Raw genomic sequence first — 626 nt, 5'->3', positions numbered from 1 at the left:
TCACTTTGGCGAGCTGCCCGCTCAGGCCGAGCGACACCAGCAGGCGCTGATACGCGGCCATCTGCTCGGCGCTGATTTGCGTCACGCCGGGCGCCGGACTCGCGACCAGATTGCGCAGATTGAATCTGGACTGAGCGTCCTCGATCGAGCCCGACAGGTACGTGGCCGCGCCTTGCTCAGCGCGCACCTCGCCGATCTGGCCGAGAAAATCAGACAGCCGCGTTTTCGCGATCGGCTCGCCCCACACGCCACCCAGATAGGTGATGCCCGCCGACGTATCGCCTTCGGAACGCAGGATCAGCCGGGTCCAGTCCAGCGCGCCGCGCGCGACCCATTGCGCCTGCGCGAGCAGACGCTGGCTTTCGATCCGTCGAACCTGCACCTGCTGGCGCCACAAAATGCTGGAGACGAGAATTGCCGATAGCGTCACCACCAGCAACGCGCTGATGATGGCGGCGCCGCGCTGCCGTAGCTGCACTTTCCGGCGGGAGCCTCGTCCCGCAGGCAACGCAGAAGCCGCACGGCGCGCATCAGAAAAAGAGAATCTCATGTCATTCTCCACGGAATGCCGCCTGCGCTTATGCTCCGCCCGTCACGCGAATCACTTCTTCGAGCGACGTCAGTCC

1 protein-coding gene is annotated in these 626 nt (G+C 64.9%); it reads right to left on the bottom strand.

What is annotated here, in order from left to right:
• On the bottom strand, positions 1–550 hold a 550-nt coding region (gene gspK, locus ACLFKU_RS43875; RefSeq protein ID WP_410853405.1), incomplete at its 3' end, for a type II secretion system minor pseudopilin GspK.
• Positions 551–626 lie beyond the last annotated feature (76 nt).

Origin of the sequence: Paraburkholderia sp. EG304 (assembly GCF_046543485.1) — a bacterium.
Taxonomy (GTDB): domain Bacteria; phylum Pseudomonadota; class Gammaproteobacteria; order Burkholderiales; family Burkholderiaceae; genus Paraburkholderia; species Paraburkholderia youngii.
This window is presented reverse-complemented; position numbering and strand designations above follow the sequence as displayed.